This is a genomic window from Umezawaea sp. NPDC059074 (genome assembly GCF_042738955.1).
GTDB lineage: Bacteria > Actinomycetota > Actinomycetes > Mycobacteriales > Pseudonocardiaceae > Umezawaea.
The window spans coordinates 1-822 of sequence record NZ_JBHYHC010000076.1; the positions used below are offsets into that span (position 1 = coordinate 1).

The 822-nt window shown below is 72.3% G+C and carries 1 protein-coding gene; it reads left to right on the plus strand.

Annotated elements, in window-relative coordinates; genetic code table 11:
- Positions 1–117: 117 nt before the first annotated feature.
- Positions 118–537, plus strand: a complete 420-nt coding sequence (locus tag ACFWW9_RS29090) for a helix-turn-helix domain-containing protein (RefSeq protein WP_390384438.1) — start codon at positions 118–120, stop codon at positions 535–537.
- Positions 538–822 lie beyond the last annotated feature (285 nt).

The following is an 822-nucleotide window of genomic DNA, read 5'->3' on the forward strand; positions in this document are numbered from 1 at the left end:
AACTCCCCCAGCCCCCCCCCACGCGGCGGGGCCTGACCCGCCCCGCCCGCTTCGGCGTGCGCGCACTTAGTTCCCTAAAGTTCCCTTCAAAGGGACCGATGGGGTACTTTGGGGAACATGTCCGCAGAGCTGTACTCCGTCGAGCAGGTCGCCGAGAAGCTCGGCCTGCACGTCCGCACCGTGCGCAACTACGTGCGCGACGGCCGGTTGAAGGCGGTCCGGATCGGCAAGCAGTACCGGATCGCCCGCGAGGACCTCGACGCGCTGATCGGCCAGGAGTCGACGCCGACACCGCCGCGCCACGTCGAGGTGTCGAGCGTGGTCCGGGTCGACGGGATCGACGCGCACGAGGCCGCCCGGCTCGTCACGACCCTGCAAGCGGTGACCAACGGTCCACGCGGGGACGACGGTCCGCTGCGCGTCGAAGCCCTGCACGACCAGGCGCGCGCCAGCCTGAAGATCATCGTGCTGGGCAGCGCGGACACGACGGCGGAACTGCTCAAGGTCATCGACAGGCTCACGGGGGAAGACCGATGAACGACATCTACCGCACGGCCGCGGGTGGTCAGGCCGTGCGCGAGCACTACCGCGGCCAGCTCGACCGCTGGCCGGTCGACGCGGAGCGGCTCGTGCTGCCCACCCGCTCGGGCGAGACGTTCGTGGTGGCCAGCGGTCCGGGGGGGGGTGGGGCGGGGGGGGGGGGGGGTGCGGGGGGGGGGGGTGGTGGCGCGGGGCTGGGGGGTGGTGGGGGGCCGGGACGGCTTGGAGCCGGGCTGGTGGGTCAAGTACGGGTACACCGTGCTGGGCTACGTCGACCTGGAG